This window comes from Streptomyces sp. NPDC007205 (genome assembly GCF_040634095.1).
In the GTDB taxonomy this organism is placed as follows: domain Bacteria; phylum Actinomycetota; class Actinomycetes; order Streptomycetales; family Streptomycetaceae; genus Streptomyces.
On record NZ_JBEYEW010000027.1, the window covers coordinates 1 to 22,818 of the forward strand.

The 22,818-nt window shown below is 69.5% G+C and carries 24 protein-coding genes and 5 pseudogenes; 9 read left to right on the forward strand and 20 right to left on the reverse strand.

What is annotated here, in order from left to right:
- Positions 1–99: 99 nt before the first annotated feature.
- The 3 genes from ABZ624_RS31650 to ABZ624_RS31660 form a co-directional block, all read right to left on the reverse strand.
- Positions 100–258, reverse strand: a complete 159-nt coding sequence (locus ABZ624_RS31650; RefSeq protein WP_360096620.1) for a transposase domain-containing protein — start codon at positions 256–258, stop codon at positions 100–102.
- 256 nt (positions 259–514) lie between these two features.
- Positions 515–1,114: a hypothetical protein gene (locus ABZ624_RS31655; RefSeq protein ID WP_360096623.1), complete on the reverse strand. Its 600-nt coding sequence runs from the start codon at positions 1,112–1,114 to the stop codon at positions 515–517.
- Positions 1,115–1,211: 97 nt separating this feature from the next.
- On the reverse strand, positions 1,212–1,697 hold the full coding sequence (locus ABZ624_RS31660) for a hypothetical protein (protein WP_360096626.1): 486 nt from the start codon (positions 1,695–1,697) through the stop codon (positions 1,212–1,214).
- A 107-nt stretch (positions 1,698–1,804) separates the two neighbouring features.
- Here ABZ624_RS31660 and ABZ624_RS31665 point away from each other — a divergent pair, with 107 nt between their 5' ends.
- Both ABZ624_RS31665 and ABZ624_RS31670 read left to right on the forward strand, forming a co-directional pair.
- A complete protein-coding gene (locus tag ABZ624_RS31665; RefSeq protein ID WP_360096629.1) occupies positions 1,805–1,945 on the forward strand; it encodes a hypothetical protein in 141 nt (46 codons plus the stop codon).
- A 345-nt stretch (positions 1,946–2,290) separates the two neighbouring features.
- Positions 2,291–3,217, forward strand: coding sequence for an aminoglycoside phosphotransferase family protein (locus ABZ624_RS31670; protein WP_360096632.1), 927 nt, complete (start codon positions 2,291–2,293; stop codon positions 3,215–3,217).
- Between the two features lie 946 nt (positions 3,218–4,163).
- Here ABZ624_RS31670 and ABZ624_RS31675 read toward each other — a convergent pair.
- The 4 genes from ABZ624_RS31675 to ABZ624_RS31690 are packed head-to-tail and all read right to left on the reverse strand — an operon-like array spanning position 4,164 to position 6,971.
- On the reverse strand, positions 4,164–5,135 hold the full coding sequence (locus ABZ624_RS31675; protein WP_360096635.1) for an ABC transporter permease: 972 nt from the start codon (positions 5,133–5,135) through the stop codon (positions 4,164–4,166).
- A complete protein-coding gene (locus ABZ624_RS31680; RefSeq protein WP_360096638.1) occupies positions 5,132–6,106 on the reverse strand; it encodes an ABC transporter ATP-binding protein in 975 nt (324 codons plus the stop codon). Before ABZ624_RS31680 ends, ABZ624_RS31675 begins: the two co-directional genes overlap by 4 nt.
- Positions 6,103–6,453 carry a transcriptional regulator gene (locus tag ABZ624_RS31685; protein WP_360096641.1) on the reverse strand — a complete coding sequence of 117 codons (351 nt, stop codon included), beginning with the start codon at positions 6,451–6,453 and terminating at the stop codon, positions 6,103–6,105. Before ABZ624_RS31685 ends, ABZ624_RS31680 begins: the two co-directional genes overlap by 4 nt.
- Positions 6,450–6,971, reverse strand: coding sequence for a hypothetical protein (locus tag ABZ624_RS31690; RefSeq protein ID WP_360096644.1), 522 nt, complete (start codon positions 6,969–6,971; stop codon positions 6,450–6,452). Before ABZ624_RS31690 ends, ABZ624_RS31685 begins: the two co-directional genes overlap by 4 nt.
- Positions 6,972–7,266: 295 nt before the next feature.
- Between ABZ624_RS31690 and ABZ624_RS31695 the strand changes: the two are divergent.
- Positions 7,267–7,642, forward strand: a pseudogene (locus ABZ624_RS31695) (transposase); the annotation flags it as partial.
- A 96-nt stretch (positions 7,643–7,738) separates the two neighbouring features.
- A complete protein-coding gene (locus ABZ624_RS31700; RefSeq protein ID WP_360096857.1) occupies positions 7,739–8,239 on the forward strand; it encodes a DUF4232 domain-containing protein in 501 nt (166 codons plus the stop codon).
- Positions 8,240–8,401: 162 nt separating this feature from the next.
- Here the strand turns inward: ABZ624_RS31700 and ABZ624_RS31705 are convergent, their stop codons facing one another.
- The 7 genes and pseudogenes from ABZ624_RS31705 to ABZ624_RS31735 form a co-directional block, all read right to left on the reverse strand.
- Complete coding sequence (locus tag ABZ624_RS31705; RefSeq protein ID WP_360096647.1) at positions 8,402–9,184, reverse strand: polysaccharide deacetylase family protein; 783 nt, start codon at positions 9,182–9,184, stop codon at positions 8,402–8,404.
- Positions 9,185–9,655: 471 nt separating this feature from the next.
- Positions 9,656–9,898, reverse strand: a complete 243-nt coding sequence (locus tag ABZ624_RS31710) for a DUF5302 domain-containing protein (RefSeq protein ID WP_360096650.1) — start codon at positions 9,896–9,898, stop codon at positions 9,656–9,658.
- 241 nt (positions 9,899–10,139) lie between these two features.
- Positions 10,140–10,385, reverse strand: a complete 246-nt coding sequence (locus ABZ624_RS31715) for a LysE family transporter (RefSeq protein ID WP_360096653.1) — start codon at positions 10,383–10,385, stop codon at positions 10,140–10,142.
- Between the two features lie 128 nt (positions 10,386–10,513).
- Positions 10,514–10,858, reverse strand: a pseudogene (locus tag ABZ624_RS31720) (LysE family translocator); the annotation flags it as partial.
- Complete coding sequence (locus ABZ624_RS31725) at positions 10,774–11,067, reverse strand: hypothetical protein (protein ID WP_360096656.1); 294 nt, start codon at positions 11,065–11,067, stop codon at positions 10,774–10,776. The gene ABZ624_RS31725 and the pseudogene ABZ624_RS31720, both read right to left, overlap by 85 nt.
- Before the next feature lie 39 nt (positions 11,068–11,106).
- Positions 11,107–11,727 carry a GNAT family N-acetyltransferase gene (locus ABZ624_RS31730; RefSeq protein ID WP_360096860.1) on the reverse strand — a complete coding sequence of 207 codons (621 nt, stop codon included), beginning with the start codon at positions 11,725–11,727 and terminating at the stop codon, positions 11,107–11,109.
- Positions 11,728–11,784: 57 nt separating this feature from the next.
- On the reverse strand, positions 11,785–12,984 hold the full coding sequence (locus ABZ624_RS31735) for an SMI1/KNR4 family protein (RefSeq protein WP_360096659.1): 1,200 nt from the start codon (positions 12,982–12,984) through the stop codon (positions 11,785–11,787).
- Positions 12,985–13,092: 108 nt separating this feature from the next.
- Here ABZ624_RS31735 and ABZ624_RS31740 point away from each other — a divergent pair, with 108 nt between their 5' ends.
- Positions 13,093–13,854: a HEAT repeat domain-containing protein gene (locus tag ABZ624_RS31740; protein ID WP_360096662.1), complete on the forward strand. Its 762-nt coding sequence runs from the start codon at positions 13,093–13,095 to the stop codon at positions 13,852–13,854.
- Between the two features lie 155 nt (positions 13,855–14,009).
- A complete protein-coding gene (locus tag ABZ624_RS31745) occupies positions 14,010–14,558 on the forward strand; it encodes a GNAT family N-acetyltransferase (protein WP_360096665.1) in 549 nt (182 codons plus the stop codon).
- Between the two features lie 53 nt (positions 14,559–14,611).
- Here the strand turns inward: ABZ624_RS31745 and ABZ624_RS31750 are convergent.
- The 4 genes and pseudogenes from ABZ624_RS31750 to ABZ624_RS31765 all read right to left on the reverse strand — a co-directional run.
- A pseudogene (locus tag ABZ624_RS31750) lies at positions 14,612–14,913 on the reverse strand (XRE family transcriptional regulator); the annotation flags it as partial.
- A 3-nt stretch (positions 14,914–14,916) separates the two neighbouring features.
- Positions 14,917–15,724: pseudogene (locus ABZ624_RS31755) on the reverse strand (transcriptional regulator); the annotation flags it as partial.
- 49 nt (positions 15,725–15,773) lie between these two features.
- A complete protein-coding gene (cynS, locus tag ABZ624_RS31760; protein ID WP_360096668.1) occupies positions 15,774–16,244 on the reverse strand; it encodes a cyanase in 471 nt (156 codons plus the stop codon).
- A gap of 153 nt (positions 16,245–16,397) precedes the next feature.
- Positions 16,398–17,003: a carbonic anhydrase gene (locus ABZ624_RS31765; RefSeq protein ID WP_360096671.1), complete on the reverse strand. Its 606-nt coding sequence runs from the start codon at positions 17,001–17,003 to the stop codon at positions 16,398–16,400.
- A 126-nt stretch (positions 17,004–17,129) separates the two neighbouring features.
- On the opposite strand from ABZ624_RS31765, the gene cynR reads away from it, so the two are divergent.
- Both cynR and ABZ624_RS31775 read left to right on the forward strand, forming a co-directional pair.
- Positions 17,130–18,035 (forward strand): transcriptional regulator CynR, encoded by a 906-nt coding sequence (gene cynR, locus ABZ624_RS31770; protein WP_360096674.1) that lies wholly within the window; start codon positions 17,130–17,132, stop codon positions 18,033–18,035.
- A gap of 613 nt (positions 18,036–18,648) precedes the next feature.
- Positions 18,649–18,773 (forward strand): annotated as a pseudogene (locus tag ABZ624_RS31775) (IS5/IS1182 family transposase); the annotation flags it as partial.
- Between the two features lie 56 nt (positions 18,774–18,829).
- Here ABZ624_RS31775 and ABZ624_RS31780 read toward each other — a convergent pair.
- Complete coding sequence (locus tag ABZ624_RS31780; RefSeq protein ID WP_360096677.1) at positions 18,830–19,699, reverse strand: alpha/beta hydrolase; 870 nt, start codon at positions 19,697–19,699, stop codon at positions 18,830–18,832.
- A gap of 946 nt (positions 19,700–20,645) precedes the next feature.
- On the opposite strand from ABZ624_RS31780, the gene ABZ624_RS31785 reads away from it, so the two are divergent.
- Complete coding sequence (locus ABZ624_RS31785; protein ID WP_360096680.1) at positions 20,646–21,917, forward strand: serine hydrolase domain-containing protein; 1,272 nt, start codon at positions 20,646–20,648, stop codon at positions 21,915–21,917.
- 204 nt (positions 21,918–22,121) lie between these two features.
- Here the strand turns inward: ABZ624_RS31785 and ABZ624_RS31790 are convergent, their stop codons facing one another.
- Positions 22,122–22,607: a hypothetical protein gene (locus ABZ624_RS31790; RefSeq protein ID WP_360096683.1), complete on the reverse strand. Its 486-nt coding sequence runs from the start codon at positions 22,605–22,607 to the stop codon at positions 22,122–22,124.
- Between the last annotated feature and the right edge of the window lie 211 nt (positions 22,608–22,818).

The following is a 22,818-nucleotide window of genomic DNA, read 5'->3' on the forward strand; positions in this document are numbered from 1 at the left end:
GATCAAAAGGAGCATGTACAACCGGGCGTCCTTCCGGCTCCTCCGGATCCGGATACTCACTCGACCATGAGTTTCACGGAACTGCGGCCAGAACCATTTTCACTCACGAAGCCCATCAACCAGGCGGGCTGGCAGTAGACGGCGCCGTTTCTCGGCCCGGCTGTGCTTGGTCATCGCCGCGTCGACCAGTTCGGGTGCGAACACCTTCGTCGAGATCCCGATTCGCGTCCGTTGCCCAACGCTGGTCTTCTCCTCCACTCAGAGATCAACGCCAGGCGGTGCTCTCGGGCACTGGCGCGAAGGGCCGACAGCTCCTCAGTCCTGGCGGGCTGGCGGTGCCCGACGGGGTGGCCAGTCGCCATGGGCGGCCAGCGGGTCCGTCGGGGCCCTCAATGACGAAGCATGGCTGAGACAGGGAACGAGTTGCCGTGACACGCGCGCCTGCTCGTTCGGACGAGGGCATCGCCGCGGCAGACGTTCGGTGGGCGCCGGTGTCCTCTGCACATGGCGGAGGCTAGGGGTCGAGCCTCTCGCCACTGTAGTGAGTCGGGTATTCGGTGGTGTAGTCCTCAATGGGCGAAGCCATGTCTGCGGCGTATTGGGCACGCGCCTGTCGGTCCTCGTCGCTGAATGGAGGATGCACGGGGTCTGTGGCCGGAGCGCGCCACAGCTGGATCAGGTGGCGTTCTCCGTGATCGCCGATGCCGGGGTTGGGGTCGTCGGTGTGGCAGTACAGGCGCATGCGTACCCAGTCGCCGCCCTCGGCGAGGGCCGGCACCTCCAAAGGCGCTTCTTCTACGGGCCAGGCGTCCCAGAAGTCGCCCTGCCCGACGGTGGCGAGGCAGAGGGCAGGGACGTCGGCAAGCAGGCTCATCTCCTCCGGGGGCTCCCAGCCGTCATCGGCTTCGGGGCTGGGCGGAGCGTCGTGGACCTGGACGGTCATCTGCAGCGGGCCGGTGTCGGTGGTGGGAAGGACGACGGCAAGGGTCTCGGTGGCGGGGCCGCACCGCCAGCCGAACGGCATCTGACGGGGGAAGTCGTAGTCGTCGTCGAAGCCGATGAGGTAGCCGTGTTCGCCGACGTCGACGGTGAACGTCACTTCACGGAGCACCATGCAGACCCTCCTTCATCGGAGACGGTGCCCTGGCTTCCCGAACACTGCGGGATGCGGGGCACCCTGTCTGGCGGCGAGTGTAGACGGGGTTAGGCGATCACGTAGAAGGGGTCGCGGTCCCTGACGTGCATCTTGCCTCGCCACACGGTGTCCCGCCTTCGGCTTTGTTCTCGTTGACCATCACCCAGGTGATTTCCCGCTGGTCGGCGGGCAGGCGGGTGCCGCCTTCGTAGGTGCAGGCGCACGGGCACTCGTCGCACGAGGTACGGCCGGCACACTGCATGTCCGGCGGTGCGGTACGCGGGCACACCGCTTTCCGGTTCTTGTCCTCCTGCGTCTTGTTGATCATCCAGTGCAGCGGCTTGCCGCCGTAGGGGTCACCGTAGTTGTCGCCGTTGGCGCGGAGCTTGTGGATGCCTTCGTCGGTGCGGGCCAGGGGCGCGCTCGGCTCGGGCCCGCCACAGCGCCAGGGCTCGCGTGGTGTCGGCTTCCCGATGGCGTCGGGCGGGAGCGGCCTCGATCGGGGGCGCGGGGCCATCTGCTCGTCCGGCTCGGGATACGCACGGCGACTGAGCTCGCGCATCGCACGGTTCTGCCGCTCGAATGCCCCAGCGCTGGCCGGTCCACCCGGGACGGCGGCCGCCGTGGCGGGGCCGGCCTCCCCGGAGGCGGGCGGCATAACGTGGGAAGGTGCGCACGTTCGCGTCGGGCACCTGCGTGCTGGCCGCTCCGATCAGCTTCGGCACGATCCAGCGCAGCTTCGTGCCGTACACAGGAGCATCGGGGACGACGTTCCAGCGGCCGGTGTCCGCGTCGAACTTCACGGCCTGAACCTGCCCAGCGACCTCGGGCGCGGCCACGGCGAGGATGTCACCGAACTGGGCGAGGACGCTCCCGCCGGCGGCCGGGGCGACCATGCCGCGCTCGGTCATCATCATGCGGATCGCTGTGCCGAGCCCGAGCGGCTCCCGGCCATCACGCCGTACGACCGTGCCGGTGCGCCGTATCGGCTCCATGCCAGCCCTGGTGTCGTAACTCAGACGCGAGCCGCGAAGCAGGCCCGCGGATAGCGTGCGTCGTTCCGCTCTTGAGAGGCAAGCTGACAGAACGGGCGTGGCAGTGGGCGTTCCGGAGAGTGAGAGTCCGCTCCACCTGTCTCACGTACTGTGGCTTCGCATGACCGACTCCGAGACCGAGATCACCGCAGAGCTGGTACGCGAACTTCTTAAGGACCAGCACCCGGACCTTGCAGGGCTGGCCATCCACGAAGTAGCAGGCGGCTGGGACAACCAAATGTGGCGCCTTGGGGATGAGTTGGTCGTGCGCATGCCGCGCACCGAACGTGCCCCGGATCTCCAACGCAAGGAGCGCCGGTGGCTGCCCGTCTTAGCCCCGCGCCTTCCGCTCCCAGTTCCGACCCCTGTGCGGATCGGCGAACCGTCCGCGCGCTTCCCGAGACTCTGGAGCATTATGACGTGGGTTCCGGGCGAGCCACTCGACTACGCCTCGATCAGCCGCGGCGAGCACGCGGCCGACACTCTGGCGGGTTTCCTCAGGGCGCTCCATGTGGAGGCGCCCGCCGAGGCGCCGACCAGTTCGGACCGCGGCGCTCACCCCCAGAAGTGCACGGACGGCTTCGAGAAGTTCTTGCAAGCCGTTGCTCCCGGCGGCATTGCCGCCGACGTCCCGGCCCTCTGGGACGTCTGGGACGATGCCGTTGCGGCCCCCAAGTGGGAGGGCCCGCCGGTATGGCTGCACGGTGATCTGCATCCCGCGAACGTCGTCGTCTCGGACGGAACGCTCTCGGGCGTCATCGATTTCGGTGACATGTTCGCCGGCGATCCGGCGTGGGACCTCGCGGCCGCGTGGCTGCTCCTTCCAGCGGGCGCGGCCTCACGGTTCTTCAAGGTGTACGCACATACGGACGAGGCGACGATCCGGCGCGCCCGCGGATTGGCCGCTCTGAAAAGCCTCTTCCTCATCCTCATGGGCCAGAACGGGGAACAGGGACTTCCTGGCGGCAAGCCAACATGGGGACCCGCAGGCCGGGCGGCGCTCGACCGTGTACTGACATGCAACTTGGGCCGGCCCTCTCCCGCATAGGCCCCGCTCCCAGCTCGAAGGGAGACGGAGCTCCGGGCGCTCCAGGGCCGGCGCGCGCGGCCCGGCGGATCCGGCCACCGTCTTCGACGGCATTGTGTACGACATCTTGGCCGGCTACGCCGACCAGGAGAGAGACCGTCTGGGTCTTCGAGGAGTCCGTCAGTCTCGCCGACGGCACCCGGCACATGGCCCGCGCAACCGGCTCCCGCCACCGCTCGCTGGCTGGCGTGGTCACCCCAGCGGGACCGCTCACCGTGCAGCGCACTGCGCCAACTCACCCACGCCGCCGACTCAGCACAGGGCCAGCGATGCCGCCCGGCTTTTGTCCCGGGTCGGCCGGCTCCACCCAGAGATTGCGGGCGTCGTTCGGGTCGCCACAAAGCTGCAACGAGATGAGGTGACATCCGGGGTTGCTGATGAGTGCCGCTGGTGTCGCTGGCGGGTGGCAAAGTACCGGCATCGAGCTGACGGGTGGCCACTACCCAGGGTTGTTCGCTCATGACGGCGACGCGGCTGACGATCGCTCTCGCGGATTGCGGACGGGCTCCTACGGCGCGGGCATGGCAGTCCGTCAGCAGGTCACGGTCGGTGAGGGAACACCGACGTGTGTGGCTGGCCCAGGAGTACGGCAAGGTGGGATCGGACAGGCCCGGCACCTGCTCGACGCACGTCTTGCGGGAACAGCTTTTCCGTTCGCAGAAGTGCCGGCGGACCCGCAGCCGGACTATGGCCCGGCGGGGGACCTGACGGACGCTCGTCCAGCGTGCGTTGGTACGTGCTTGCGCGCATCTCGCCCGCTCCCGGCAGTCCGGGCACCGGCCCGAACGCGCCGTCGAAACCGCCTCCCCCTCTCCCCCGGTCAACTTCATCATTGCGCAGGGGGGTGCGCCATGGACTGCGGGGATGGGCTCGATGCCGCCCCGGCCCGCGGAGCCGAAAGGGCGCGTTACAGCGTGAGCGCGCCGCTCGTGCGCGCCTTGCCCTGGCGTTCGGTCAGCCGGGAGCCGGACTCGCGGCGGGCGGCGCGGCGCAGCAGCGGGACGGCGAGCAGGAAGCCGACGACGGCCCAGCCGGCCAGCACCAGCGCGACCGTCGGCAGCTGCCAGGAGCCGGACGGCTCCGCCGCCCGCGCGGCGTCCGGCAGCAGGGCCGAGCGCACGCCCTGCGCCATCCACCGGAGCGGGAAGACGGACGCCACGTCCTGAACCACCACCGGCAGCCGGCCGATCGGGAACATCGCCCCCGAGGTCACCAGCAGCGCCATCACCGGCAGCATGATCATCGCCAGCGCCTCGCGGGCGTTGGGCAGCACGGCGCCGATGGCCGCGCCCAGCGGTACGACGGCGAGCAGACCGAGGGCGATGACCCATATCAGCGTCAGCCAGCCGCCGGGGCTGTGCGGCAGCGGCCCGTCCACGAACAACGCGGCGGCGCCCAACAGGACGGTGATGATGCCCATCGCCATGATGACGATCAGTACGGACTTGGCGACCAGATAGGCCGGTATGCCGCCGGGCGTGGCCCGCAGCCGCAGCAAGGTGCCCTCGTCGCGCTCGGTCACCAGGATCTGCGGGAGGTTGATCAGCCCCACCTGCAACAGCAGATACGCGGCGAACCCGGCGATCGTCAGGTGCGCGGCGGGGACAGAGGTGCCGGGCAGGTCGTCGTGGATGAAGGAGGCGACCATCAGGGCGACCACCACATTGCTGAGATAACTGACGAACTCCTTCCGGTTGCGCAGGAGATGACGCACCTCGATACCGCCACGCCGCAGCCCGGCCTGCCATGAACGCAGCCACCGGCCGCCGGCGCGGTCCGGCCCCGGGGCGCCGGTGGCCCCGCCGGCAGCCCCGTCCGTCGCGCCGGTCCCGCCCCGCGCGGTCCCGTGCCGCACCGCTGTCCTGTCCGTCTTCCTCATGCGGATCGTTCCTCCCCCGTCCCGGCACCCGCCAGGGCTGTGTTGTCGGCGGCTCCGGCGTTCGCGGCGTTACGGTCGCCCGTGGTGCCGCCGGCGTGCTCGTGCACCATGTGCAGATAGGTGTCCTCCAGCGTCGGGCGGCGGACCTCCAGGTCGGCGATCGGCCCGTCGGCCTCGCGGTGCAACTCCCAGACCAGCAGGGAGGGATCCGCGGTGCGCTCGCGGCGCGGCGCGCCGTCCGGTGCCGTCCAGCGGACCTCCGCATGGGCGGCGGCCCGCCGGGCGAGCTCGGCGGGTGTGCCGCAGACCCGGATACGGCCGTCGACCAGCATCGCTATCCGGTCGGCAAGACGCTCGGCCTCGGCCAGGTCATGGGTGGTCAGCAGGATGGTGACGCCCTCGTCGCGGGCCAGCCGCTCGACCAGGTCATGGAACTCACGCCGCGCCTCGGGGTCGAAGCCAGTGGTGGGCTCGTCCAGGAAGAGGAGCTCGGGGCGGCCGACGATGCCGAGCGCGACGTCGACGCGCCTCCGCTGGCCGCCGGACAGCTGGTCGACCCGGTGCCGGGCTCGGTGGGTGAGACCGACCAGCTCCAGCAGCTCTTCCGGGTCGCGCGGATCGGGGTAGTACGTCGCGAAGTGCCGCAGCAGCTCGGCGACCTGCCAGCGGCGGTGGTCGCCCCACGACTGGAGCACCAGGCCGATCCGGCCGCGCCAGGCGTCGTCGGCGTGCGCCGGGTCCTTGCCGAGGACCCGGACCTCGCCGGCGGAGCGCTGCCGGAAGCCCTCCAGGATCTCGACGGTGGTGGTCTTCCCGGCGCCGTTGGGGCCGAGTAGGGCGAAGATCTCCCCGCGGTGGATGTCCAGGTCGACGCCTTGGAGCACCTCGGTGCTGCCGTACGACATCCGCAGCTGCCGTGCGGAGACGACCGGTTGGCGGGAGCCCGCGGCTGTGGTGGGGGTGCTGGTCATCGGCTCGTCTCCGCGTGCTGCTGTTCGGGTGCCGTCTGCTGCGCCGCCGCGGGCCCCGCGCCCTCGACGATGGCGCGGAGAGCGGCGACATGGCCTTCAAAGGCGGTGCGCCCGCGGACCGTCAGCCGTACCCTGGTGCGGCGTTTACGCCCGCCGCCCTCCTTGCGGATCTCCAGATACTCGGCCTCCTCCAGGGTGTGCAGCTGCTTGGAGAGCGCGGAGTCGCTGAGCGAGAGGCTGTCGCGGATGAACGGGAAGTCGGCCCATTCCGTAGCGGCAAGCAGGGCCATTATCGACAACCGGGTGGAGGGATGGATCAGTTCGTCGAAGCCCGTGGGGGTGCTCATGGGCCCTCCTCCTCGTGAATGGCTTGTGTGGCGTGGCCGCGCAGCGCGCGTTCGCGGAGTGGGCTCACCGCCCAGCGGTTCGCCGGTCCCGTGAAGAGGACGAACACGGCAACTGCGGCGGTGGCCGTGATCAGGCTGGGGCAGGGCAGGGCGAATGAGTCCGCCAGGTGGTCGGAGAGTAGGACCGTGCCGCCGGTGAGGCACCCGCCCGCGATGAAGGTGGCGAAGCTGCGCCAGCTGTACCGGGAGCGGTGCAGCCGCATCCTGGTGCGGCGGCTGTAGACGACGGCCAGGGTGCCCAGGATGCCGACATAGGCTGCGAGCGTCAGCCACAGGCCCCACGCCGGGAGCTTGAGACCCATGCTGGCGAGGAAGACCCACATGATCGCGGCCGTGATGTAGGTCGCCTTGGGATCACCGTGCGCGCATCGCTCGATCTCGTCGTACACCCGCTCCTGCGGCACCCGGATCCGCTGGAGATCCTGCCAGGCCCGCTCGGCATCCACCGGTGTGGTCATGCCATCGCCTCCCCGAAGACACTGCTGGACCGCCGGGGCACGTCGGACCGGATCAGGCCGGAACCGCCCCCGCGTTTACTTGCCTACTGGGAAAGTTAGCGCTGACTTTCCTTGTAGGCAAGTCGAAACGACTCCACCGCGCCCTGTTGGCCACCGCTATCCGGCGAAGGCCCGAGGAGCGGGGCATCGGGCAGGCACTCCCGTGCACAGGCACCCGCAGAGCTCGCGAACTGCTCGCGAAGGCGTGAGAGCACAGGTTCGGGGTCGAGTAGGAAGCATGCTGACGTTCCCGGCCGTCACTCCCGGGCAGACAGGTGACGCACCCGTGTTCACCGCCGTGACGGCCGCACTCCGCATGCCCCGCACCGGGCGCGGACGCCCTCGCGCCACCGCCGGACATGGTGATCACGGACCGGGCGTACTTCTCCCGCTCGATCCGCTCCCATCTGCGCGAACGCCACATCCGAGCGGTCATCCCGCAGCCGGCGGACCAAATCCGCAACCGGCTACGCCGTGGTCCGCACGGCGGTCGGCCACCGGGCTTCGACGCTGATGCCTACCGGCAGCGGAATGCGGTCGAGTGGTGTATCAACCACCTCAAGCAGTGGCGCCGCTTGGCCATGCGCACCGGCAAAACCGCCATCTCCTACCAGGCCGCATTCCACCTCGCGACGGGTCAGTGGTTCACGGTTCAAGAGGGGTCCGTCGTCGCATCCGCGGTACTAGATACCTGCCAGTCACTCCTGCCACGCTCATCGGAGGTACTCATGCAGCGCACCCGGAATATCGCGCTGTGCGTCGCAGCCGGCGCCCTGGTCTCATCCGTCTCCGCCGCCGCCCCGGCCGTGGCCGCAGCCGGCTCACCTGCCTGCAAGAACGTCACCCTGTCTTGGGCAGGTGGTACGGCCAAGCCCGGCGGCGGCAGCGACCAGCAGGAAACGGCCCGTGTCCAGGTGAAGAACAGCGGGGGCAGCACATGCTCCTTGCTCGGCGCGCCGTCGGTCATGCTCACCACGAACGGCCAGCCGGAGACTCTGCTCCAACAGCCGGGAGGTAACAGCGTGAGTCTCGCCCCCGGCCACACCGCGAAGTTCACCATCACCTTCCTCAGCGATCGTGGGAAGAACGGGAACGAGATCATCCGGCCCGACCAGGCCGTGGTCACCCTCCCTGGCGGCACCGTGAAGACCCTCACATGGCGGTGGGGCGCTGTCACCCGGCAGGAGGCCGCCAGTCACCCTGGCAACTTTGTCAGCCCGATCACCTGACCCACCCATCCCGCTCACCCACGCATCAGTAGTCCACCGAGCGGCGGATCTGGGCATCGCCTTGTCACCATGGGCGCAGTTCTCCAGGTTGTGACGGCTGGCGTAGGTGCCGTCATGGATGCAGACGAGGGTGGCGGCGAGGCTGTGCCGGGTGGTGGTCCGTCATCGGTACACCGCGCCCGGCCGGGGCTTGGCTGGGGCGAGGAGCTCGGTGACGGTGACGAAGGTGTAGCCGCGGGACTTGAGGGTGGAGATGATCCCGGGAATTGCGGCGACGGTGCCGTTGTAACCGCGGTTGGTGGCATCCACCCGATCGTGCAGCAGGATGATCCCGCCGGGGCCGGTCTGGGCCAGGATCCGGCTGGTGATCAGCTTGGAGTCGGTGGTCTGGTAGTCGGACGCGCTTGCGCTCCACAGGATCTGTGCCATGCCGAGCTGCCGACAGATCGCGGTGACGGTCGGGTTCGTACGGCCCTGCGGCGGGCGCAGCAGGACCGGCCGGCGGCCGATGACCCTCGCCACCGCATCGCGGCCCCGGGTGATCTCCTCGCGCACCTCGGCCGGGCTGATCTCGGTGAGGATCTGGTGGGACCATGTGAGGGTCTCCACCTCGCTGCCTTCCGCGGCCATCCTCCTGACTGTCCCCGGGTCCCTCGCGACGTGGTTCTTGCCCAGCGTGAAGAAGGTGGCGTGCACGCCGTAGCGGCGCAGGATGTCCAAGATCTGCGGGGTGCGTGGGGATGGGGAGTCGTCGAAGGTGAGCGCTACGCACTTCTTCTTCGCCTTCCGGCAGTCGCCAGGCCCGCTCCGCTCACGGGCGGAACCGGCCGCCGAGCCAGGCGCCGAGGGCAGCTGCCGTGCGGTACCGGCTTTCGTCGTGACGCCGTTGCCCTCGCAACCGGACACGCCGGACACCAGCACGGCTGCGGTCACCAGGGTAGTCATCCACGTGGCTGTCGTACGCATCTGGCACCACGTCGGCGTGGTCACATTCCGCAGGCAGCGATCGCCGTCGGCAAACGGACGCGCGCGGGCCCGCTGGGACCGGGCAGCACCCCGATGAGATAGGCGAGGCATGTGGGAAGCTTAGGCCGTTTCCTTCGGATCATCTGATCGCTGGTCTGGTGTGTCGTTGACTGACGCTCAGCGGGCGAGGATCGAGCCGTTGCTGCCGGGCCACACTCCGAAGCGGGGCGGTCGCTGGCGGGATCACCGGCAGGTGATCCCGCGATCGCGTTCAAATACCGCACCCGGACGCCGTGCATGGACCTGCCCGAACGCTTCCGCTCGTGGAAGGGCGTCCACAACCGGCTGCCAACAACCCTTCCCTCGTCACCCGGCAGGACCCAGCCCAACTCATCGGCATGGCTGCCGGGCCCGTGTCCTGCCGAGTTCCATCTGGCGGCCGGTTCGAGCTCAGCCGCCGCTCTTGCGTCGGAACGACCGCTGGTGCGCAGCCGGGCCGTGCGCGCCGCGGACCTTTGACCCGTCCGTGTTCGCAGCGAGGTCGGTGGCGTCCGCCTGCATACCGCGCTTGCGCGCCAGCGCCTCCCGGAACTTGCGCTTCAGGTCGTACTGGCCGTCGCCGTCGGGCGAGACGGGAGGGGTCTCGACGTCAGCCGACTCCGAACCTTCTTGTGATGGAGACTCTTCGGCCATGGTGACCTCCTGGGCTCGGGCAGTGGAGAACACAGCTTGTCATGCCGGGCACCGCGTGAGGCGTCCGCGTTGTCATGCCGGGCACCGCGTGAAGTGTCCGCGGCCGGCATTGCCGGCCGCGGTCGACGCAGCCGTCCTCGGTCTCAAGGCCGGCGCCGGCACCTGAACGCCGACCGGCACCGCATCGAGCTGATAACGCACGGGCGACGGTGTCTTATCCAGGCCCCGGCGCCCGGTCGGATCAAGGCGACTCGAAGGCCAGCCGGGCCGCGAAACCGAACAGCAGCACTCCCGTGACCTGCTCGATGCGCGCCCGCACCCGGGGCCGGCGCAGCACCCTGCCGAGCCGGTCCACGCTGGACACGTACAGGCTGAACCAGAGCAGATAGAGGACCGCGAACACCAACGACAGCAGCAGGGCCCGGGGCAGCACGCTGCCCCGGGACGGCAGGAACTGCGGCAGGAAGGTGACGAAGAAAAGAGCCACCTTCGGGTTGAGCGCGACAGGAACCCCTGGCGCAGCATCCGGCCACCCGCACCCACACCCGCACCCACACCGGATGCCTCACCGTCCACGGCGTCGTCGTCCCGCGTGCCCTCCCGCACGGTGCGGCGGGAACCGCGCAGCGTCGCGATGCCCATCCACACCAGGTAGGTCGCTCCTACCACCTTCAGCACGGTGAAGGCGGTGGCGGAGGCCAGCAGCAGGGCCGAGACGCCAAGCGCGGCCGCGGAGACGTGGACGCTCAGGCCGAGGACTCCGCCGACCATGGTCAGCAGCCCGGCCCTACGCCCGCCGGCCAGCGCGTTCCGGGTCATCAGGGCCTGGTCGGGGCCGGGGATCACGATGAGGACCAGACACGCCGCAGCGAAGGTCAGCACCTCGTGCTCCGCTCCGCCGCGCCTACCGTGGCGAGGGCCGCGGCCAGCGCCCGCTGGACAGGCGCCGGGCTCTCGCACAGGTGGAAGTGCCCACCGGGGAAGCGGCGGACGGTCGTCCCGGCCGCGGTGTGCTCGCCCCAGGCCTCAAGTTCGTCCGCCGTGATCCGGTCGTCCTCGCCGCCGAACACGGTGAGCGGAACCGGCAGCGGATCCCCTGCCGACAGGGCAAAGTGATTGGTTGTCTTCCCGTCGGCGAGGCCGCACTCAACGGTAGTTGATGTACCCATAGAGCTCCCCTGACTCATAGTTCCGAAGAACAGTACGACTCATTTCACCGAGCAGCATTGATCTGATCGGGTTCCTCGCGGAAGGCCCAGACGTCCCCCAACTCGCCCTCCCGCCTGGCCGGCCACGTCCACCTGCTCACCGTCTGGTCTGACGGCCACGTGAAGAAACACCGCAACAGCTCCCCTCGCCGCACCGGCACAGACGAGCCTTCGCAGGGCGTGGAACGGGCGTCGAGGCGGAGCTTGGTCAGGATGCGCGTTCTTCGGGTGGGCGGAGGGGTGCTCGCATCCGTCTCTTGACCTGCTGCTTAGCCGGGATGAGAGCCCGTCAGCGCATTTGCCGGTATGTCCTTGGCAAGGCAGACGGCTCCGTTGCGGCCAGCCGGTGACACCCGCTGGTAGCCCTGGCTCTGGTAGAGGTCGATGTTCCGTAGCCTCTTGGCGCCCGTGAACAGCACGATGCGGCGGAGGCCCGGTCCTGCGGCGTCCTCGGCGGTACGCAACAGCCACCGGCCCAAGTCCTCGGCCGCGCAGGGCGGGAACGACGGCGAGCCGGCCCAGGTGCCAGTCGGTCTCGACGGGGCGGGCTCGCACCATCCCCAGCAGCCGGCCGTCGAGCCAGAGGCCCGTGGTGTGCCAGCTCGCCAGCCACTGACGCACTTCTTCCTCCAGCGGCTCGTGCAACGCCGGTACGGCAATGGTGTCGGGACTGAGGGCTCACCAGTACGCGCCGTCGTCCCAGGGCCGGAAGTCCGCGAACTCGACAGGGTCGTCGTCCTCGTCCAGGGCGGCGAACCCGTGCGTGACCAGCGTGCCGCGCTGCCAGTCGAGGAGGGTGTCGATCAGGCCGCCCTCCAGCGGTGGGCCCTGGTCCGCGTGGCGGGGCCAGACGATCAGCGGCCAGGTGTCGGGATCCCCGCCCTCGGTGAGCCAGCCGAGGTAGTCGCCGTCGATGGAGTTGGCGAAGGGGAGGAAGCCGCCGGGCTCGGGCCAGGTGGCCAGCGGATACCACTCCTCGTGGCCGTCCTTGAGCTGCCGGTAGGCGTCCACGGTGTCCTCGACGTGCGTGAGGAAGCGCCGCTCGCCGGTGCGGAGCGGGGTGTGGAAACGCAGCCACCCGCTCCAGATGCCGGCGCCGTACCCGTCCATCAGCCGCACGTATTCCTCGGGCAGCCGGGTGCCCAGCTCGGCGAACAGCCCCTCCCAGGAGCCGTCGCCGAGGTACGGCCGCTCGGGCGGCGGTGACAGCAGCCGCAGCGCGTCCAGCCCGGTGCCGGTCTGCAGCGCAACCCGGCGCTCGGCCTCGGTGAGCCGGGGCGGGACCGGCGCGGGCGGGGTCCACGCCTCGGCGTCGGGAAGGAAGGCGGTCCGCGCAACGGTGCCCGGCAGCGGACCCAGCAGCGGGCCGGGAGGAGAAGGGAGCTCCCAGGTGTCGCGGACGGTGTGCCGCAGATAGCCGGTGAGTGTCAGGTCGTACCGGTGCCAGGGCAGCAGACCACTGCCCGGCACCGCCCCCGAGTGCCGCACTACCACGGTCCACTCGTCGGGGTCGTCGGAAGCCGAGGTGTCCCAGAACAGTACGTCGCTGCCCCGCGTGCAGCCCCAGGCCAACAGGCCGCCGGGCTCGGGGTGGAGCACGGGCCGCTCGGCCTCGGGCAGCTTCCGCGCCTCGATCCGCGCCTCCCGGTGCGTCACGCGCAGCCACTCGCCGTAGTCGAAGCGGTCCCGCTGGAGGCACGGCACATGGATCCACAAGTACTCACCGAAGTCCAGCGGCCCGTGCCGGTCTGCAAGCCGCTTGTAGTCGGCCGGCAGCCGCAGTCCGAGCCAGTCCTCGACGGCCGCCCAGTCGATGGCGACGAGGGAGGGCGGGCGCTCCGCGGAGGGGGTGGTGAACGTGCTTATGTCCGATGTCAATTGATGTCCTTCCAGCGTGTGCCATGTGCTCGGCGGATTCTTCCGTCTCCGCGGGCCGGGCGGAAATCGGGCGGCGGCGGGTGTGCCGCGCGGGTCAGACTGGCGTGTGTGGAGGACGAGATCACCCGCAGGGTGGCCGAACTGGACGCGGAGTCGACCGAGGTGGCCGAGGAAGCTCAGCACGCGCTGATCGCCCTGGGGCCGCAGGTACTGGAGCCGCTGATCGCGGCGGCCCCGACGCTGAACCCGTTCGGGCAGCTGTGCGCCATCGAGGTGTTCACCGCGCTGGCCGACCCGCGCCCCGCCGACATCCTGACCGGCATGCTGAGCAGCGAGAGCGGGACCGTCCGGCAGTGGGCCGCCGAAGCCCTGGCCGAACTGGGCGTCCGGCGCGCCGTGCCACGCCTGCGGCAGGCGTACAACGCGTTCCTGCGGCGCGGCGAGGCACCCGACGACAGCGAGGGCGAGGGGCTGCGCTGGGCGCTCACCGAACTGGGTGCCCGCGAGACCGTCCTGCCGCCGCGGTCTGCCGCGCTGCGCGGCTCGGGCGGCGCACCGAACGGTCTCTGGCCGGTGGAACACCTGCCAGAGGTGATCCGGGACCTCGCCGACCACGGGCAGGCGGTGCTCTACTTCCAGGTCTGGGAGCTCACTCCCGACGGCAGACGCCGCGGCGTCGGCGGGCCGGGCATCGACTGGGACGTCGACCGCGACCGCCCCTGGCCCGAGACCGTCGCCTGCTGCCGCGACTGGGCGCTGCTGGCGGCGGAGGCGGTGGACGTGGCGCCGGACCGGGTGGTGACGATCTCCTGGATCGACGTGACGGATCTCCGCGTCGACAGTCCCCAGGAGGCCCGTGTGGTCGGGTAGCCGGAGACCAGCAAGGGTCTCCGGCTACCCGACCACAGCTCTTGTGACTGAGCATTCCGCTTGGCCTGTGGAGCGCTTGGGTTGGCGGAGTCCTTGGGCATGGTCCGCGCAGCACGTAGTCTGCGAGGAATCGAGAGCATTACCGGAGCGGTTCCATGGAAATCACGTGGCGTCGGATGGAAGAGCAGGACTTCCCTCTGCTGCGGATGTGGCTCCAGCAACCCCATGTGAAGCGTTGGTGGAATCACGAGACCACAGCGGAAGCGGTGGCACGCGACTTCGGCCCCGCTGCCCGAGGCGAGGAGCCGTCGGAGGACCTCCTCGCCTTCCTCGAAGGCCGTCCGGTCGGTCTCGTACAACGTTCATACCTGCACGACTACCCCGAGTACCTCGCCGAGCTGGCGGCCATCGTCCCTGTGCCCGACGGCGCGGTGACCATCGACTACCTGATCGGCGATCCCCGCCAGACCGGCCAGGGCATCGGGACGGCGATGATCCACTCCGTCATCGTGCGAACCTGGGCCGAAAACCCGGCCGTCCCGTGCGTTCTCGTCCCGGTGGTGGCAGCCAATCGCCCTTCGTGGCGGGCGCTTGAGCGAGCAGGGCTGAGCCGGGTCGGGGTCGGAAACCTGGAGCCGGACAACCCGGTCGATGACCAGACCCACTACCTCTACCGCATCGACCGGCCGGGGACCGGCGACTGACGGTCTCACCCCCACCAACCAGAACGCACAGCCTCGCCGAATCAAGCGCACATAAACAGGCGGCGGGCGTACTCCGGGGGAAGGTGCACGGTGAGTCGCCGGAACCGTCCGTCGTCGGTCGTTCCGACCGGCGCCGTGTACGCCGCGACATCGGTACGGGCGTGCTTGCGGGCGCCGCGCCGGTAGGGGTTGACGTAGTCGGTGGTGACACCGATCTCCTGTCTCCTGAGCGACGGCCTTCGCGCTGCCCAACTGCCTGGTCAGCTAGCGGAGTCTGGCCCTTCAGCGTCTTCGGCGGGTCCTTGGTGAACGCTTCCCGGTCGGCCCGCTCGATCGCGTCGTCGATCTCCTCCACGGCTTACTCTTCTTCGTCCAGGACGTCGTCGCCGCCCTTGATGTGGCGGGCCGGGTTGAAGCCCTTCTCCATCAGCTCGACAGCCCACAGCATCGGCTGGATGCCCTCGAGCTTCGCAGGCCCGGCGTGGGCCCGAGGCGGAACCCCGCCCGGCTGCGGTTTCGCGCTGGCCACGTACGGCAGGAAGTCGAGCGGCGAGGCGCCGGGGCTGGGGTGGACGACGCAGTCGGACAGCACGGCGAGCGGGTACAGGCCCGTCATCTTCGCCATGTTGGTGAGCTTGCGGTGCGTGTTGACCCGCGCCTTAAAGATGACGGCGGCGCGAATGTCGGGGCGCCAGGTCCGCCGCTCCAGGGCCGGCCACCGCTCGCCCTCCTTGTAGTGCCGTCCCTGCGGGCGCTCACGCATCTTGCCGACGCCGCCCTTCACGGTCGCCTTGATAGCGGACAGCACGGCGGCTAGGGCCGGGGCGACCTGCCTGTGCCGCTCCATCGCGGCGAGGAACTCCCCGTCGGACAGGCCCCGGGTGACACCGAGTCGGCGGGGGTGTCGACGTACGCCGTCTTGAGCCGGTCGTGCCACGGGTCCGGGTTGGAACGAGTCTCGCGGCGCAGGTACGCCTCGATCGGGTGGACGTCGTGACCGAGCTCCTGGGCGTAGGCGACGGTGTGCGTCTGGTATCACGCCGGGCCCGTCGGACGACTGCCGTCCGGCGTGAACGGTGAGGGCTGCGCGGGTCGAGCTCGATGCGGGACAGATCGACCAGCCAGGAGGCAGAGATCCTCGGGTGGAACGCCGGGGCGTGGAAGTGGCGGGCCGGATGCTGCGGCCCGCCCCACCGGTGGGGGCGGTGCCCCGGATCAGAAGGGCTTGGTCGGCAGGTACTTGCCGTCCAGGGTGATGACGGCGCGCTCGCCGCCCTCGGGGTCGGCGACCTTCTTCATGTCCAGCTTGAAGTTGATCGCGGAGATGATGCCGTCACCGAACTGCTCATGCACCAGGGCCTTGAGGGTGGTGCCGTAGACCTGGAGCATCTCGTAGAAGCGGTAGAGGGTCGGGTCGGTGGGGATGCCGCCGGGGATCGAGCCGCGGGTGGGGATGGTCTGCAGGAGCATCACCGCGTCCTCGTCCAGGCCCAGCAGTTCGGCGACGGCCTTCGCGGACGCCTCCGGGAGGGCGTGCTGGCCCAGGACGGCGGCGGTGGTGAAGGCGACCGACAGGCCGGAGGCGTCGGCGATCTGCTCCCAGGTGAGGTCCTTACGGATCTTGGCCTCGACCGCGGCGTTGGCCAGGGCCTCGCGGGCGGTGGGGTCGAACTGGGCGTGCACCATGAGAGGAGCTCCTTTTCCGGTGGTGCCGGTCCGCAGGAGAAGGGGTGGAACCGGCAGGTTCTTGGGTGGGGTGGTCCGGGGCGTGTCGCGCTGCGGGCGGGACCGTTCAACGCCTCGGGGCAGGGCCCGGGGCGGATTCGGGCCGGGTCCAGGTCAGGACGCGAGGGCGGTGACGGTGCCGGTGACGTCGAGTGCTTCGACGCGCCCGGTGGCGATGTCGAAGACCCAGCCGTGCAGGGTCACCTTCTTCTCCGCCAGCGCCCGGGCGACGGAGGGCTGGGTGGTCAGGTTGGTCAGCTGCGCGTAGACGTTCTGGCGGACCAGGGCGCCGACCTTGTCGGGGCCTGCCGTCATTCCGGCGGTGCGGGCCACGGCGGCGTCCGCGTGCCGCAGCCAGTCCGCGACCGTCGGCGCGCCAGCGAGGTCGTGGCCTTCGGCCAGGGCGGTCATCGCGCCGCAGGCGGAGTGACCGCACACCACGATGTCGCTCACGCCCAGCGCGCTGACGGCGTACTCGATGCTGGCCGTCACCCCGTTGGCGCCGGGGGCGTAGGCGGGGACGAGGTTGGCTGCAGTGCGGATGACGAAGAGCTCACCCGGCTCGCCCTGGGTGATCAGCTCGGGTACGACACGGGCGTCCGAGCAGCCGATGAACAGCGTATGCGGCGTGTGGTGTGCGGCAAGGTGGGTGAAGAGGTCCGCCTTGGCCGGGAAGACATCGCGCTGGAACCGCGCGACGCCCTCGGTGAGGTGCTGCATGGGTCACTCCCTTCGGTAGCCGTCCGGCCCTTGGGGCCCGGCGAGATCCACCATGCACGACCTGCATCTATAGTGTCCAAGAGTTGCTAGCCATTACTGCTATTGCCCTCATCTATAGTGTGGGGTATGGCCGTCTTGGAACTCCGTCACCTGCGCTACCTGCTCGCCGTCGCCGAACACGGCAGCTTCACCCGCGCCGCCGAAGAGCTGCACATCTCCCAGCCCACCCTCTCCCAGCAGATCAAGCAGCTCGAGCGCACCGTGGGCGTGCAGCTGCTCGACCGCACGGGCCGCACCGTACGGCCCACCGACGCCGGCGCCGTCTACGTGGAGCACGCCCGCCGGGCTCTGCGCGACCTGGCCGCCGCCGAACGGGCCGTCCACGATGTGCAGGACCTCTCCCGCGGCCATCTCCGCCTCGCGGTCACGCCGACGTTCACCGCGTACCTCATCGGCCCGGTCATCGCCGAGCTCCATGCCCGTCACCCCGGCATCACCCTGACCCTCACCGAAGCAACCCAGGACCGTATCGAAGCCGGCCTGGCCGGCGACGAGGTCGACCTCGGCATCGCCTTCACCGCCCCCCACCAGCCCGGCATCACTGCCACACCGCTGTTCACCGAGACCCTCGGCCTCGTCACCGCAGCACACCACCCCACCGCCGACCACCGGTCCATGTCGGCACAGGACCTCGACCGGCAGGAACTAGCCCTACTCAGCGGCGACTTCGCCACCCGGGGCCACATCGACGCCTACTTCACCCGCCACCGAGTCCACCCGCGCGTCACCGTGGAAGCCAACTCCATCCAGGCCCTCACCGAAATCGTCCAGCGCACCGGCCTGGCCACTGTCCTGCCTGACGCCGTCACCCACGACCACCCCCACCTCACCCCCCTCCCCCTCGACCCACCCCTGCCCACTCGCACCGTCACCCTGCTCACCCGCGAAGGCGCCTACCAGTCCGCCGCCGCCCGCGCCTTCACCCACCTCATCCACGACCACGTCACAGCCCGGGCCTACACCCCCGCCTGACCGTCGCGGCATTACGCGCCGGCCCCACTGCACCAGGGCCAGGCGGGGCCAGCGGCTGCTGTTCAAACAGGCAAGCTCAGAGAGCGTCCGGGGCGACGCCGTGCGCACGCGCGAGAGCGAACAGAACTCGTTCGACCGTGTCCAGACGGTCGGTGATCGACCACCCTCCCGGCGCGCCGACGGCGTTGGCGAGGGAGCCGATGCTCCCGAACGCCGTGCGCTGCTGCTCGCGAATCGTCGTCAGCTGCTCCTGTGCTCCGCCGACGTCCGGCCGGTGCGGAACGCCTCCGCCTCCAGGTCCCGCAGCCGCTCGTCGTGCGCCGCCGTCTCATTCGCCATGCCCACTCTCCTGCCAGGCCTGCGCACCCCGGTCAACCGCCCTGCTGAACGAGCAGGACCGACGGGCAGAAGATCGGCAGGCCGCTGCGGGCATGTCGGTGTAATGCCCGAAGTCGGCCTCCGCTGCCGCCCGCTGTCCCTGCTCTTCCCCCCAGGGCAGCGGGCAGACTGCACGCAGTTCGAGCCGGTCATGGACAAGATCCGCGCCTACCTCCGCAAGCGCAGCATCCCGTCCCGTGATCCCAAAGAAGAAAGACCACAAGGCCGCCCGCCTGCGACGGGATCACGCGGCGGGCGCCCTCCAGGCTTCGACAAGGCGCGATACAAAGATCGCAACACGGTGGAACGGCCATCGGCAAGCTCAAGCAGTTCAGAGCCGTCGCCACCCGATATGACGAGCGGGGGTACGTCTACCTCGGCACCTCACCGCCGCCACACTCCTCATCTGGCTCCGATCATGATCGGACAGACAGAGACACGAGCGTGGCGAGTTCACCCAGGACTCGGGCCGCCGGTGCCGGGTCGATCAGCCACTTCAGGTGGCTGCCCGCGAGGGTGCGCACGTCGTACGGGTTGTCTGGCGTCAGCGCGTTGCCCTCGCGGATCAGCCGGTCCTGCATGGCGAGCGGCAGGCTCGCATCGTCGGCCAGACGCACGAAGGTCTTCGGGACGCGGCCCCAGGTCGCGGCCTGCGCCCGGTCGGCGGAGGTGCCGACGTCCAGGTTCTCGTCGGGCTGGAAGGTGTTCAGGAAGGTGAGGAACTCCTCGTCGGTGCCGTCGGCGAGGAAGGCCGCCTTGAACGCGGCGAGAGCGTCCGGATCCGCGGTGCGGAAGTTGACGCGCAGCAGGCCGAGTTCGGCCGGGTTCCCGGCCATGGCTATCGCCAGGGAAGCGGCGTCGACCGTGGCCATCTCCGGCTCGGCGTAGTAGTCGTTGACGTCGAGATCGACCGGGCACCAGGCCGAGACATAGACGATGCGGTCGATCAGGTCCGGCCGTGCGTTGGCTGCGGCGGTGGCCGTGATGCCGCCGCGGCTGTGCGAGACGAGTATCACCGGCCCGTTCTCCTTGGCCCGCTCCAGGATCCCGATCAGATGCGCGGCGTTGTCGGCGAGCGTGACGCCCTTGATCGAGCCGGGCGCGGTGGCGAGCCCTTCGAGGTTCTGCGGCGTCTGATAGGCGCGCGGGTAGGTTGCCCCGAATCCATGGCCGGGCAGGTCGACCGCGACCGAACGGTGTCCGAGGAGGCCGAGTTCGGCCTGGAGCGGCGCGAAGGAGAAGGAGTTCGCGAAGGCTCCGTGAACCAGTACGAAGGTCGGTTGCATCTGTTTACTCGCTTTCTTGCCTCCGAGCGACGGCACGCGCAGCGCCATCCCGTCACCGCAGGTCACCTGGCGACCGAGGAACGGGCCGTCGTGCTGCGCGCCTTCGCCGCAGGAACGTCTTCGGGCGTGGCAGGCGCCACGCGGTCAAGCGCGGAGTCTCAAGGGAAGCGCGCGGACGGTTGCCCGGTATCCGATGGTTCACACTACTCAACGAAAGATCATCCGCACTACCGTACAAGCCCTCCGCTTGCGCTGCCCCTCGCAAGGCGCGAGTGCGACCCTCGCCGGTGTGATCGGGAAGCCCTACACCAGCCCATGAGGGGCATCTCCGCCAAAATCGAAGAGACACCACCTGTCTTCCGGCCATCGGCCTCGCCACCCGGCGCACCGCGGAGATCGAAGGCCGCACGCTCGCCGGCAGCCACTCATCCCCACAGCAGCCCAGGGACAGCTACGGGCGTCCGCCATGTGCCGACGCAACGGCAGCCATCCATCACTGTCTCGGTCAACTGCGCCCAAACACACCACGAGGCGGCAGACAACCGGTGTAGCCGCGGTGGTTAGCCGCGCTCGCCTCCACTTGCCATGGGCAACAACGGCACCGGACTTCCCGAAAATCGGCTTCCTCATTGGCGCCCGGCGCATTCCCTCGCGCCCGCGGGTATGCTCGCCAGCCCCTGGGCACGTGGGCACCTCCCACACGTCGTACGTATGAACATAATTACTGGAAAAGTCCGCCGAGGGGCGATATCTGACGCCCCGCCCGTGCAGGGGTGGCCCCGGCGCGTGATGCCGGTCGTGCCGCTCCATCCACTGCTCCCCGGGAGTCGTCGCCAGCCGCGACCGTTCCGGTCTCTTGTCCCTGACAGAGCATCAGGGTCGGGTCAGGGCCGGGTGGGGCTTTTCCCTGATGGCCGGGGGCGGCCGGGCCGGAAGCATGGTCCGCATGACGTTCTTCTCCACCCACTCAGCCCTCCCCGCTTCCTCCGTGACGGAGTCCTTCGCGTCCTCGGAGCCCGCTGTGCCACGCCATGTGCTCGCCCCGTCCCGCCGTGCCCTGCTCGGCGGAGTCCTGGCCGGGGCACTCCTCGTGACGGGTGCCCTACCGGCCCATGCCGCCGTGGCGGCGCCCGCGCCTGCCCACGCCGGCCAGGAGAAGGTCCCCAAGCTGGACATCCAGGCTCTCCGAGCCGCCGTCGCCAAGCTCGACGACCCGCAGGCCACCGCAGCGCAGATCCGCGTCAGTGGTGCCTCGGGCCGCTGGTACGGCACCTCCGGCGTGGCCGATCTGCGAACGGGCCGCAAGGTGAGCGCCATCGACAAGTTCCGCATCGGCAGCATCACCAAGGTCTTCGTCGCCACGGTCGTGCTGCAACTGTCGGCCCAGGGCAAAGTGGACCTGAACGCGCCGGTGCAGCACTACCTGCCCGGTGTCCTGCCCGCCGAGTACCCGCCGATCACCGTAGGACAGCTGCTCAACCACACCAGTGGACTGCCCGATGAGAGCGGCCCGGACCTGCCGGACGTGAGCACGCCCGAGAAGGTACTCCAGCACCGTTATGACCAGTGGACGCCGCAGCGGTTGGTGGCTGCGGTCAGCCACGGCCCCATGAAGTTCGCGCCGGGCACCCGACAGGAGTACCGCGGCATCAACTACGTGCTGGCCGCCCTGCTCATCGAGAAGGTCACGGGCCAGTCCTACGGCACGGAGATCAGCAAGCGCATCCTGCGCCCCCTGGGCCTCCACTCCACGTCGCTCCCGGGTAACGACCCCCGCATTCACGGCCCGCACGTCCACGGCTACCTGGCACTGGCCGACGGCACCCTGAGCGACGCCACCGTCTATAACCAGTCGGAAGCGTGGGGCGAAGGCGAGATGATCTCCACCAGCCAGGATCTGGAGCGGTTCATGACTGCGCTCTTCTCAGGAGATTTGCTGCCGCGAGCCACCCTGGACAAAATGTTCACGCTGCCCCCCAGGGACGTCCGCATGGTGGACGGCAGCCCGGCCCGCTACGGCATGGGCCTGCAGACGGCCACCATGAACGGTATGACGCTGTGGGGCAAGACGGGTGAGCGCTACGGCTACAACTCCGGCATGTTCTCCACCCGCGACCAACAGCGCCGGGTGGTGTATTCCTTCAACCCCACGCACCGCGACCAGACCCAGATGCGGATGACTCTGCGCATAGCTGACGCGGTGACGCGCAACGGCTGAGCCCCGGCTGAAGGCCTGGAGCGGTCCTGCCGCCCGACCCGTCGGACACGCTCCAGGCCCTGTCCTCCCCCACCTGCCCGCGGACCTGTCGACGACCCGTTGTGCGGTCGGCCATCTCCTCGCACTGGCTGGTGCCGAAGGGACTGAGAGCTGTTCGGCGTGCACCTCACCGCGAGCGCAGGAACGGTCTCCGGAAGCCTGGTGCTAGTGGGGACCCGGATCAAGCTCGGCGCGGATCTGTTGGCGGAGGTTGGCGCGCGCCTGTTCCACGGCAGTGGTCTCGGTGGTGAGTGTGGCCATATGCCGCTGGTAGGCGATGTCGGACATCGATCCGGGTGCGGTGGCGGCATCGATGAGCTCCTGGTCGCGCTCGACGGCTTCGCGCCAGAGTCGGGCGACATGGACCGAGGCAAAGGCGTCTACCCGTGCCCGCAGTTGGGTCAGCGAAAGCTCAACGGCCGGGTCGGGTGGTACATCAAGGTCGGACGGGTGGCCCCGAGTGGGGGAAGCTTCGGCACCATCGGCAGCCAGAAGCTCGACGTACAGGTCCGCCCTTCGCGTCCACATACGTTCGTCATGCGCCAGATCGCGTTGGCGCCTTGCCTGCAGCCATGTCGACGTCACGGATCCAGCCAGGGCTATGACCCCGCCCACGATGGTGCCGATCAGGCCCACGAGCTCGCTCTTCATGGGCGCAGTATGCGCGAGTAGTCCCTTCGGAAGTGAGGTCTTGAGACATCCGTGGCGTGGTTCCGGGCCTGCCTGACGCCCGCGACGGGTCGCCGAGGTGGACCGGCCGAGAACGGTCAGATATGGAGCAACAACCGCGTGCAGCAGACCTGGCTTCCGGGACCTGTATCACGTGCCGCGACCGGTAGATCGCGGATGTCGCCGGTAGCTG

Coding starts and splice junctions, on each gene's coding strand:
- ABZ624_RS31655 (WP_360096623.1), bottom strand. CDS start 1,114: ATGGTGCTCCGTGAAGTGACGTTCACCGTCGACGTCGGCGAACACGGC.
- ABZ624_RS31790 (WP_360096683.1), bottom strand. CDS start 22,607: ATGAAGAGCGAGCTCGTGGGCCTGATCGGCACCATCGTGGGCGGGGTC.
- ABZ624_RS31745 (WP_360096665.1), top strand. CDS start 14,010: ATGGAAATCACGTGGCGTCGGATGGAAGAGCAGGACTTCCCTCTGCTG.
- ABZ624_RS31700 (WP_360096857.1), top strand. CDS start 7,739: ATGCAGCGCACCCGGAATATCGCGCTGTGCGTCGCAGCCGGCGCCCTG.
- ABZ624_RS31785 (WP_360096680.1), top strand. CDS start 20,646: ATGACGTTCTTCTCCACCCACTCAGCCCTCCCCGCTTCCTCCGTGACG.
- ABZ624_RS31725 (WP_360096656.1), bottom strand. CDS start 11,067: ATGGGTACATCAACTACCGTTGAGTGCGGCCTCGCCGACGGGAAGACA.
- ABZ624_RS31680 (WP_360096638.1), bottom strand. CDS start 6,106: ATGACCAGCACCCCCACCACAGCCGCGGGCTCCCGCCAACCGGTCGTC.
- ABZ624_RS31780 (WP_360096677.1), bottom strand. CDS start 19,699: ATGCAACCGACCTTCGTACTGGTTCACGGAGCCTTCGCGAACTCCTTC.
- ABZ624_RS31705 (WP_360096647.1), bottom strand. CDS start 9,184: ATGACTACCCTGGTGACCGCAGCCGTGCTGGTGTCCGGCGTGTCCGGT.
- ABZ624_RS31690 (WP_360096644.1), bottom strand. CDS start 6,971: ATGACCACACCGGTGGATGCCGAGCGGGCCTGGCAGGATCTCCAGCGG.
- ABZ624_RS31685 (WP_360096641.1), bottom strand. CDS start 6,453: ATGAGCACCCCCACGGGCTTCGACGAACTGATCCATCCCTCCACCCGG.
- ABZ624_RS31660 (WP_360096626.1), bottom strand. CDS start 1,697: ATGCGCGAGCTCAGTCGCCGTGCGTATCCCGAGCCGGACGAGCAGATG.
- ABZ624_RS31675 (WP_360096635.1), bottom strand. CDS start 5,135: ATGAGGAAGACGGACAGGACAGCGGTGCGGCACGGGACCGCGCGGGGC.
- cynR (WP_360096674.1), top strand. CDS start 17,130: ATGGCCGTCTTGGAACTCCGTCACCTGCGCTACCTGCTCGCCGTCGCC.
- ABZ624_RS31670 (WP_360096632.1), top strand. CDS start 2,291: ATGACCGACTCCGAGACCGAGATCACCGCAGAGCTGGTACGCGAACTT.
- cynS (WP_360096668.1), bottom strand. CDS start 16,244: ATGGTGCACGCCCAGTTCGACCCCACCGCCCGCGAGGCCCTGGCCAAC.
- ABZ624_RS31710 (WP_360096650.1), bottom strand. CDS start 9,898: ATGGCCGAAGAGTCTCCATCACAAGAAGGTTCGGAGTCGGCTGACGTC.
- ABZ624_RS31765 (WP_360096671.1), bottom strand. CDS start 17,003: ATGCAGCACCTCACCGAGGGCGTCGCGCGGTTCCAGCGCGATGTCTTC.